9 protein-coding genes and 1 pseudogene are annotated in these 9,422 nt (G+C 67.1%); 8 read left to right on the plus strand and 2 right to left on the minus strand.

Annotated features, from left to right (window positions below):
* Positions 1–195: response regulator transcription factor (locus tag AC5RWX_RS26500; protein ID WP_494099254.1), on the plus strand; the 195-nt coding region annotated here is incomplete at its 5' end.
* 420 nt (positions 196–615) lie between these two features.
* On the opposite strand, the gene AC5RWX_RS26505 is transcribed toward AC5RWX_RS26500, so the two are convergent.
* Positions 616–1,347 (minus strand): alpha/beta fold hydrolase, encoded by a 732-nt coding sequence (locus AC5RWX_RS26505; protein WP_494099255.1) that lies wholly within the window; start codon positions 1,345–1,347, stop codon positions 616–618.
* A 28-nt stretch (positions 1,348–1,375) separates the two neighbouring features.
* Between AC5RWX_RS26505 and AC5RWX_RS26510 the strand changes: the two are divergent.
* A pseudogene (locus AC5RWX_RS26510) lies at positions 1,376–1,578 on the plus strand (helix-turn-helix domain-containing protein); the annotation flags it as partial.
* 106 nt (positions 1,579–1,684) lie between these two features.
* On the opposite strand, the gene AC5RWX_RS26515 reads toward AC5RWX_RS26510, so the two are convergent.
* Positions 1,685–2,386, minus strand: coding sequence for a 4'-phosphopantetheinyl transferase family protein (locus AC5RWX_RS26515; RefSeq protein WP_494099256.1), 702 nt, complete (start codon positions 2,384–2,386; stop codon positions 1,685–1,687).
* Positions 2,387–2,519: 133 nt separating this feature from the next.
* On the opposite strand from AC5RWX_RS26515, the gene AC5RWX_RS26520 reads away from it, so the two are divergent.
* The 6 genes from AC5RWX_RS26520 to AC5RWX_RS26545 all read left to right on the plus strand — a co-directional run.
* Positions 2,520–3,071, plus strand: a complete 552-nt coding sequence (locus AC5RWX_RS26520; protein WP_494099257.1) for an SRPBCC family protein — start codon at positions 2,520–2,522, stop codon at positions 3,069–3,071.
* Between the two features lie 17 nt (positions 3,072–3,088).
* Complete coding sequence (locus tag AC5RWX_RS26525) at positions 3,089–4,207, plus strand: hypothetical protein (protein WP_494099258.1); 1,119 nt, start codon at positions 3,089–3,091, stop codon at positions 4,205–4,207.
* Positions 4,204–5,157, plus strand: a complete 954-nt coding sequence (locus AC5RWX_RS26530) for an NAD-dependent epimerase/dehydratase family protein (RefSeq protein WP_494099259.1) — start codon at positions 4,204–4,206, stop codon at positions 5,155–5,157. The genes AC5RWX_RS26525 and AC5RWX_RS26530 overlap by 4 nt, the downstream gene beginning before the upstream one ends.
* Positions 5,154–5,399 (plus strand): acyl carrier protein, encoded by a 246-nt coding sequence (locus AC5RWX_RS26535; RefSeq protein WP_494099260.1) that lies wholly within the window; start codon positions 5,154–5,156, stop codon positions 5,397–5,399. The genes AC5RWX_RS26530 and AC5RWX_RS26535 overlap by 4 nt, the downstream gene beginning before the upstream one ends.
* Positions 5,396–8,446, plus strand: a complete 3,051-nt coding sequence (locus tag AC5RWX_RS26540) for a type I polyketide synthase (RefSeq protein ID WP_494099261.1) — start codon at positions 5,396–5,398, stop codon at positions 8,444–8,446. Before AC5RWX_RS26535 ends, AC5RWX_RS26540 begins: the two co-directional genes overlap by 4 nt.
* Positions 8,436–9,422: aspartate aminotransferase family protein (locus AC5RWX_RS26545; RefSeq protein ID WP_494099262.1), on the plus strand; the 987-nt coding region annotated here is incomplete at its 3' end. The genes AC5RWX_RS26540 and AC5RWX_RS26545, both read left to right, overlap by 11 nt.

Below are 9,422 nucleotides of genomic sequence, written 5' to 3' on the forward strand. Positions count from 1 at the left end.
TCCCGGGAACGCGAGGTCCTCGCACATATCGCCGAAGGAAGGTCCAATATCGCCATAGCCCGCCAACTGCACCTCTCAGTGCGGACCGTGGAGGTGCATGTCGCTGCGGTCTTGCGCGCCCTCGACATCCACCCCTCCCCCAACGACAACTCCCGTGTCCTAGCCACCCGGGCCTTTCTCAAAGACCAGCCCTGAAATCAGGTTTTTCTTCCAGCCCCACTCAGGGAGGAAGGGGCCTCCTGCGCCGTTACTTCGGCCGCTTATCGCGTCGGCCGCGGGTCCTCAGTCCTCTCCCCGAGCTAACAAGCATTCAGAAGTCGCCATGAGGGAACAAGTTCTCACCACACACTGTCCGGTCGCCTACACCCAAACCTGGCACAGGGGGCCTTGTTGTGCCTCAAGAATAAGGAACTTCAATCCGAGTCCACTGAAAGGCTGGTCCCGCCGCTGCCCACAGCCGGGGATAATTCTCATGGGTTATCCACCGCTACTGCTGCTCCGGAGCTAATCCAGGGCTCCCAGTATCCAGCCGTGGATAACCCGAATGACCCCAACCGTGGACGGAACAGAGTCACTAGCGGAGCTTGTCCCAGCCTCGTCAGTTGAGCGTGCGGTTCAGTTTGTTCGAGAAGCCACTGACTGAAAGGCATTGGCGAGATCGCGGGGACGGCTCCACATAGGCCAATGCCCCGTCGGAAGGTCAATGACGTCGAGGTGCTCGATGTTCCCGACTTCGGCAAACATGGCATGGCCTCCGCGGGCCAGCTCCAGCACCTGCGTGCTCGGGATCGAGCAGCACACCAGGGTGGTCCGGACCGTGCGGCGGGCATCGTTGGTGAGCTCGATGGGCTGGCGAAGTACGGGGCCGGGCTGAGGGACGGCCCGGGCCTGAAAACGCTCGAGGATTTCTGCGCTCAGGCCTTCGAGGCTCGCCTGCTGTGCGAGGACGTCGAGGGGCGGCAGCGGAAGCTCCGCTAATTCCTCCGGGATGTCTGGGGCGAAGGCGCTTCCCATCGCCGCAGGGCCGGAGTCGACCCACACCACGCGATGGACAAGCTCAGGGTGTCGGTCAAGGACGAGGCTGATGGGGGCGTTCGCGCCGCTGTGGGCGACGAGAATTGCCGGCTGATTACCGTGTTGAGTGATGACGTCCAGGACCGCTGCGGCTTGATCGTCGAGAGTTTTCGCCGCACGCTCGGGATCGTCCCCGTCGAGACCGGGCAGTGTCATCGCGATTGCACGAGAGTGGTCGGTTGTCAGGTGTTCAAGGACTTCGTCCCACGCCCAAGCGCCCAGCCAGTGGCCGGCGATGAGAATGATGGCCGGACTGCTTGTAGTTGTTGTCATGTCTCCACCCTCGCAGGCACTACGGACAAAGCAGCGCGGTGCCTACAAGGGGCGAAAAAAGACCCTGACGCCGGAGCGGCAGCCGAGCTGGTCCAACGCGCCGGCAGCGGCATTCCAAAAGTCGTCCTTGCCCGCGATTCCGGGATCAGCAGGGAGACCGTCTACCAGTACCTGCGCCAAGCCAAGCCAGCGGGAACCTTCTTCCCCGCCGAGCCGCCCCTCTTGCCGTAGCTTTACGGAATATCCGTTATCGGTGATCGAAATAGCCGCGGAGTGCCTGCCGAAGGCGATTTGCTGATCCGGATTGCTGTCGCGGAGGACCTGCCGAGCATCACGATTACACATGACCACCGCCGCCGAGTCCTAAGGCTGACCTACTCGCGGACGCCTTGGCCTCATCGAAATCTCGTAGGTCGCCTCGCCTCAGGACCAGCGGTCCGGTGCCGAGAACGGTGACCGCACATACCGCGCCGGTTCCCGTGGGCAGGTCGACGGTCACGGCATCCAATGAGCCCTCGCCATATGCGCTGACGCGCCGGTGGTCTCCGTCCAGAATTAGCTCGACACTGCGAGGGTCGACGGCGAGCCCGTCGCCGGTTGCCTTAAGCACACTCTCCACTCGGACCCATTCGTCGAGTTCCCACTCACCCGAGGCATGAGCGGCGATCGCCTCGATATCGATGCCAACGGGCCGTGCCGCCACCGCGACGGCGACGAACCAGCCACTATGACTGACGGAGGCGTGAACGCCGGTTCCGGGGAACCAGGGCTTTCCATGCCGGTCCGAGCCGCAGCGTCGGCAGGTTCGCAGGACCCGCAGGTCAGCCGCCTGCACTCCGCTGAGGCGGGCTACGGCGCGCCTCAGCAGCACAGTCCCCGCCACAGCACGCAGACGGTCGGCGTCCCGTGCCAGGCGTGCGATCCGGGGAGCATCCGCAGCCGGGACCGGGACGCCCGCGAATGCCGAGACCGGCTCGAACCACCAGTGGACAGTAGCAGGAGCTGGGCGGTGGGCGGCTGGCATCTGGGAAGTCAACATGTAACATTCCTAAATTCGATGTAAATATGGGTCGGCTACAGCGTATAGTCACTTCCGTGGCAACGACCTGACTTGGGTCGACGCCCGCGCAACGCACAGATGTTGCAATGACCAAATGCCCGGGGGGGAAGCATTGGCCACTGATCCGACGTCGGCGTCCGCCGACCAAAAACGCTCTGCACTCGAATATGCCGGCCGCGGCCGCATCGGAGGCGTTGCACTTCTCGAAGAACCGGACGACGTCTGCGAATTGTGCGTGGAGTCGTGGTTCCCGAAGCCCGCCGATGTCGTAATTGACTTCTGCCTGCAGCGCCAGAACTTTATCGCGATCATGCCCGACCGGATGCAGGTGATCTGGTCGTCGACCGAGACGGGTGAGCTGGGCGGCACTTACCACTTCCGCTGGTGGCTGAAGAACGTAATCCCTGTCCAGTGGGTGGCGTTCATCGACTCCTACACGCCAGGCCACGAATTCAGCGATCAGCAGGTGCGGGGCTTTTTCCGGTACTTCCACCACACCCATACTGCTGTGGATGACGGCACAGGGAGCCGCTACATCGACACCCTGCGGTTCGCCGGCCCGTTTGGCGCCCGGGTGGATCGTGCGGTGCTGATGGGGCAGATGCGGAGGACATTCCGCGCGCGACATGAGCGGATGAACCGCATGCTCTCGGTACTTCCGTGACCGTTCGGATTTGTGCGGTGACCACCCCCGCCGAGACCCGCCGCTGGGCTATCCTGCCCGAGTGCCTGCATGCGAACAAGCCCGGCTATGTTCCCGCGCTTCGCTCCACCACGTTCGCGGCGATGAATCCCCGCCGTAACCCCTTCCACCGGCATGCCCACATTTCACATTTCCTCGCGGTCCGCGACGGCGTCGACGTGGGCAGGGTGAGCACCACTGTCCATCCCGCCTACAACGAACGACACGGATCGTCTGCGGGGTTCTTCGGCTTCCTCGACGCTGTAGACGATCAAGAGGTCTATGCGGCGCTGCTGGACGCCGCAGCAGACGAGGTCGCCCGTCACGGCGCGACCACGCTGACGGGCCCTTACAACTATTGGAGCGGCGACCAGTTCGGGGTGCTGCTCGAGGAGCACGACCGCCCAACCGCGATTTTCCAGACGTGGAACCCGGCTGAGGTTGCCGACCGGCTGGCAGGGTGCGGTTTTACCCCCCGTGATGAAATGCGCGGCTACGAGATCTCCGCCTCCCAGCGCACGGCCGTCCGAACGGAAGTGCTCGATCGCGCCGAGCGGATCTCCGACGCTCTCGGCCTCGTCTCGCGGCCCATGAACCGCCGACGCATCGACCGCGATGCCGGGCTCATCCGGGACATGTTCGCCTCGTCGTTCGCGACGAGCGCCGAGGTGCTCCCGTACCCCGACGACGTCTTCGATGACATGTTCGGGCAGCTCCGCCCCCTCCTCGACCTGGACCTCGTGCGCTTCGTGGAGCGGCGCGGTGAGCCAGTCGGGTTCTCCCTCACGATCCCAGACCTTAATGAGCTCTTGTCGGTCTGGCAGGGCAGGATCACGCCGATTGAAATGGCTCGGCTGCGGGGCCGGCTGTCGCGGGTCTCTGGCGTGGTCGTGCTGCTGCTGGGAGTGGTGCCCGGCAGCCCCATGGGCATCGCGCCGGTGCTGTTCGCCGATACGCTTCGGGCGGTCGAGCAAAATGGATACGGATCGGTCCACACGACGTGGGTGCACGGCACGAACTCCGCTATGCATGGCCTGCTCTCACGCTTCGCCGGCACCGGTCCGGCACGACGGTGGGCTCTGTATGACAGGCCGCTGCGGCAGGACGCTGGCGCATGATCCTCGTAACCGGAGGCACGGGTTGCGTGGGCGGACACGTGCTGTCTGAATTGAGCGCCAACGCAGAGCCGGTCCGTCTCCTCGTCCACGCGGAATCCGCTGTCATGACGCCCCGCCCAGGGGTGGAGATCGTCGTTGGTGATGTACGGGATGAACGTGCAATCGAGCAGGCGATGGAAGGGTGCCGCGCCGTCGTGCACATCGCAGGGGCCGCCGGTCTCAGCGCGACCGACGGCGTCCGGATGCGGAGCACCAACGTCGAGGGCACGCGAGTCGTCGCGGCATCCGCTCGTCGCCATGGCGCGCACATGGTGCACATGTCCTCGGCAAGTGCGGTCGGGCTTGTGCGCGATCGCCTCATTGACGAGACCTGCATGGCCGATCTTCCCCGACATCCCTACCCGCGCTCTAAGCGCGCGGGAGAGCGGGCTGTCCTCGAAGAGGCGGCGCGCGGACTGTCGGCCGTTATTTTGAATCCCGGCGCCGTCCTCGCGACCGGCGGTGCCGCCGCCAACACGTGGTCGGGCATGGCCATCGCGGTGCGCCGCGGCGCCTTCCCGCTCGCCCCTCCGGGAGGATTCGGGTTCGTATCACGGCAGACGCTCGTCGCAGGTGTGCGTGCGGCCATCGAGGGGGCTGGCGGGACGACCGCCGAGCGGTTCCTGATCGTCGACGAGAACCTCTCGCACTACGACCTGATCCGCCGTATCGCCGCCCGCGTGGATGTGCGCGCCCCTCGGGGCACAGTGCCGGCACCGCTGCTAGCCGCTGCTTGCGCCGTGGGACGCGTGACCGGGCCGTCCAGGATTGGACTCCTGCACCCGGACAATCTGCCGTTCCTCGCGTGGCGGGTGACCTACGACGGGTCGCGTGCCCGCCGAGTGCTGGGCGTCCCACACACACCTATCGACCACGCGATCGAAGAACTCACCGCCCAGGAGGCCGCATGACCACCACTACATCCCACGCCGCGCAGGTTACCTGGCTCACGAAGCGAGTCGCCGGGATGCTCGAAGTCGACCCCGCCGATCTCGATGCCGACCTTCCCCTTGCAGAGCTGGGCCTTTCGTCGCTGCAGGCCGTCGAACTCGCGGGGGATCTCGAGGATCGCCTCGGACGCGCGGTCGATCCCACCGTCGTTTACGACCACCCCACCATTGCTGAGCTCGCTGACTTCGCTGTGTCCACATGACGAGGTCGGATGCGGGAGCCGTCTCCATTGCAGGGCTGGGTATCCGCCTCGCACCCGATATCGACGAGCCCGCTCAGCTGTGGAAAACGCTGACGGCCGGGCGTTCGGTCTCGGGCACTGTGATCTCCGGCGTGGAGGGGCGCCGCGTCGCGGCGCCCACGCGAAACGGCGAGCCCGGCGGCCTCCGCCATGGCATCGACCAGTTCGACCCGGCGCCCTTCGGGATCGGCCGTGCGGAGACGGCCGACATCGACCCGCAGCAGCGGCTAGTGCTCGAGGCCGCATGGGACTGCCTCGCTGACGGTGAGATCGGCTGGCACGGTCTGCGCGGTCGTTCCGTTGGCGTTTTCGCCGGGGCTTACGCCCAGGACTGGCTCTTTACACAGGCGCGCGGCGGGGCACCCTTCAGTGGGTATGTTGGAACAGGCGCCGCGCATTCTATGCTCGCCAACCGTCTTTCCTACCTGTTGGACGTGCATGGCCCGTCGCTCACCGTCGACACCGCCTGCTCCTCTTCTCTGACGGCGCTTCACCTGGCCGTGGGCGCGCTGCGCCGCGGCGAATGCGAGTTCGCCCTCGTGACGGCCGTCGCGTTGGGCTTCGACGAGACTTACCGGTCGATGACGGCATCGTCGTTGCCCTTCTCCCCCACCGCTGTGTGCCGTCCTTTCGACGCCGCCGCCGACGGGATCATCCGCGGCGAGGGAGCCGTGTCGCTGCTGCTCGAACTTGACCGTCCCGGCCGCCGTCCCAGTCGGGCGAAGATCCTGGGCAGCGCCGTCAACCACGACGGCCGCACGAACGGTATGACGGCGCCGAGTTCAGCGGCGCAGTCGCGGCTCCTGCGCTCAGCACTTGCGGACGCCCGGGTGTCGGCCAGCCAAGTCGACTATCTCGAAGCCCACGGAACCGGCACGATCCTAGGTGATCCCATTGAGACCAAGGCGATCGCGGCGGTCTACGGCGAACGCGACAAACCGCTGCTCATTGGATCCGTGAAGGGCACTCTCGGGCATCTGGAGGCCGCGGCCGGACTCGCCGGACTCGCCGCCGCCGTCCTCTCGTTGCAGCACGGCGAGGTCCCCGGTCAGGTCGGGTTCGAGAACGCCAACCCGGCGCTCAATCTCGCCGACGGCTCCCTTGCGGTCGCACGGCATGGGGACGCGCTTCGCGCGGAGGGCCTTGTCGCAGTTAGTTCCTTCGGATTCGGCGGATCCAACGCACATGTCGTGCTGGGCCCGGGGACGCAACACGCCACTATCGACGCCGATGACCCATCCGCGGTGCACGTGCTCGCGCTGTCGGCCGCGGATGCCGAGAGCCTGAGTGCTCGGCGGGAGTCGGCTCGCCTGCGCCTCGCAGAGCCGGGGGCCGATCGCGCCGGGGTCCTCTCCCGCACAACGCGCGGGATGACCCCGCAGCGGCATCGGTATGCGTGGTCCGCGCCCTCTCCGGACGAACTAGCGGAGGCCGTTCAGGTTCAGGCTGGTGGCCGTGGCGGGGGCCGGGTGTCGGCATCTGCCCGTTCCGGCGCCATTTGGGTGTTCAGCGGACAGGGTTCCAACTGGCTGGGGATGGCAGAGGAACTCCGAAGGGTGCCGCGGCTTCGGGCGTCGTGGGCTCGCTGGGAGCAGGAAGTCACGGCCGCGACCGGCTGGTCGCTGCGTGACCGCCTGGCCGCCATCGACGCGGGAACCACGACGCACGATCAGGTGACGATCGCGGCGGTCCAACTGGCGCTGAGCGAGCTGCTGATGTCGTGGGAGCACCGGCCCGCCGCCGTTCTAGGGCACAGCATGGGCGAGGTCACTGCCGCGGTCATCGCCGGTGCGATCACCAGCGCCGAGGCGTTCGCGATTCTCGCCCAGCGCGGCCGTTGGATCGAGTCCGCTGCGGGGGGCGGCCGCATGGTGTCGGTCGCGCTGCCAGCCACCGAGCTGGCCGCGCGCCTCGAAACCACCGGCGCGGTGGGTGTCGCGGCCATCAACGGACCGCGCTCCACGGTGCTCAGTGGAGCGGCGGAGGATGTCACGGCTCTCGCCGTCGAGCTGGTTGCCGAGGGTATACCTGTCCGCGAGCTCGCCGTCACCTACGCCTTCCACAGCCCGCTCCTGGACGCGGTGGCGCCGTCCGAGCGCACCGTATCCCTCTCGGCCGTCGCCGGCGGGGTGCCGCAGTACTCCACCGTAACGGCTGCCCGACTGGACCTCGAACGGGAGCCCGATTACTGGTGGCGCAACGTCCGCGAACCGGTGCGACTCCTCGCCGCGCTGACAGCTGCCCTTGCCGAGACCGGCAGCCGTTGTGTGGTCGAGATCGCGCCCCACCCGGTGCTCCAGCGTGACATCGAGGCCGTTGCAGCCCAGGCACTGCCGGCCGAGCCGGTATTGGTGCTCGCCGCCGCGCGTCGACAAACACCCTTGCGTGAGACTCTCGGCGTCCTTGCTGCTGGCTTGTTCCGGCACGGTCTCGATCTCGAACTCCGTGCACTCGCGCCCGCCACGGTCGGCTGGGCGGAGCCCGTGCCCTACGCCTGGCAGCGGCGGCGCTTTTGGCGTGAGGCATCGAACAGTACAGGGATCGCCGCTGCCGGCTCCCGTCCCGCCATCGAACAGATCGATCACACCGAATCCGCGGGTTCTCCCGCGGATCAGGTCGGGCCCGCGGCAGCAGAAATCACCTCCCACGTCTGCGAACTCGTCTCAGCCGCGCTGGATGATCAGCCGGCCGTCTCACCCGACGTGCCGATGGGCGAGTGGGAGCTTGAATCACTGGCCGTGGTCACCCTCCGTAACGCCGTCGAACAACGGTTTGGCATCACCATTCCGCTGCCGCTGTTGTTGGACGGACCAACGCCACGCGCGCTCGGACTCGCACTGGCTCCCGACCGGACCGCCGCGGCGGCAGCCGACGTCGAGGCGGTGAGCGCCGAGGATCCGCTGGACGCGCTCACGGATGCGGAGCTCGTGGACCTGCTGACTGCCTTGGAGACCACCGCCCCGCCCACACCCGATGACACCCGCCGAGGAGCCCCCGATGTCCATTGACCTCCCCGCCGCCGAGCCCGCTCTGCCGCTGGAGACCGTCGACCGCGCCGCGCTGGCCGAACTGGTGCGCCGCAAGCTCGCGGCCCGCGAGGCCTCCGCACCTGTCATCGCCGAGCCGATTACCGGAGCGGAGGGTTACCGGCGTCATGTCGCGCCGGAGCTGAGCCGCATCCTGGGCGCGCTGGATCTGGATCGCTCTTACCGGCGCGGGGAGGGGTTGCGTCTGACGGATGCTGACGGCAAGGTATGTCTTGATTTCGCCGGCGCGTACGGCGCGCTGCCGTTCGGCCATAACGATCCGGCCATGTGGGCCGCTGTCGCACAGGTGCCGGTGGACGCACCCCCCGGATTCATCCAGCCATCAGTGTTGGAGGCGGCCGGCGAACTGGCCGCCCGGCTGGTCGCCATCGCACCGCCGGACCTGGACCGCGTCACCTTCGCCAACAGCGGCGCGGAGTCGGTCGAAGCCGCGCTGAAACTCGCCCGGTCGGCAACAGGACGCCTCGGCATCCTCGCCACCCACGGCGGCTTCCACGGCAAGACGCTCGGCGCTCTCTCCGCGACGGGGCGCCCCGACTACCAGGTGGACTTCGGCGCGCCCGCCGACGGTTTCGCATGGGTGCCCTTCGATAATTTGGATGCGGTCCGAGACGCGCTGTCCGCGACGCCGGGGCACTTCGCCGCCGTGATCGTCGAGCCGATTCAAGGCGAGGGTGGCGTGATCGTGCCGGCACCGGGCTACCTCCGAGGACTGCGAAAGTTGTGCGACGAGCACGGCGCACTGCTCATCGTCGATGAGGTCCAGACCGGCCTCGGCCGCACGGGATCCCTGTTCGGGTCCGCGGACGAGGCCTCGCCCGACATCGTCACGGTCGCCAAGGCGCTTGGCGGCGGCCTGCTCCCGATCGGCGCGGTGCTGAGCCGCTCCGACGTGCATTCCGAATCGTTCGCGCTGCGGCACACATCGACCTTCGCC

The organism is Arthrobacter sp. SPT-J7, from assembly GCF_059089965.1.

Bases quoted from the DNA above. Each gene is read 5' to 3' on its own strand.
- AC5RWX_RS26505 (WP_494099255.1), bottom strand. From the start codon at position 1,347: ATGACAACAACTACAAGCAGTCCGGCCATCATTCTCATCGCCGGCCAC.
- AC5RWX_RS26530 (WP_494099259.1), top strand. From the start codon at position 4,204: ATGATCCTCGTAACCGGAGGCACGGGTTGCGTGGGCGGACACGTGCTG.
- AC5RWX_RS26535 (WP_494099260.1), top strand. From the start codon at position 5,154: ATGACCACCACTACATCCCACGCCGCGCAGGTTACCTGGCTCACGAAG.
- AC5RWX_RS26515 (WP_494099256.1), bottom strand. From the start codon at position 2,386: ATGTTGACTTCCCAGATGCCAGCCGCCCACCGCCCAGCTCCTGCTACT.
- AC5RWX_RS26540 (WP_494099261.1), top strand. From the start codon at position 5,396: ATGACGAGGTCGGATGCGGGAGCCGTCTCCATTGCAGGGCTGGGTATC.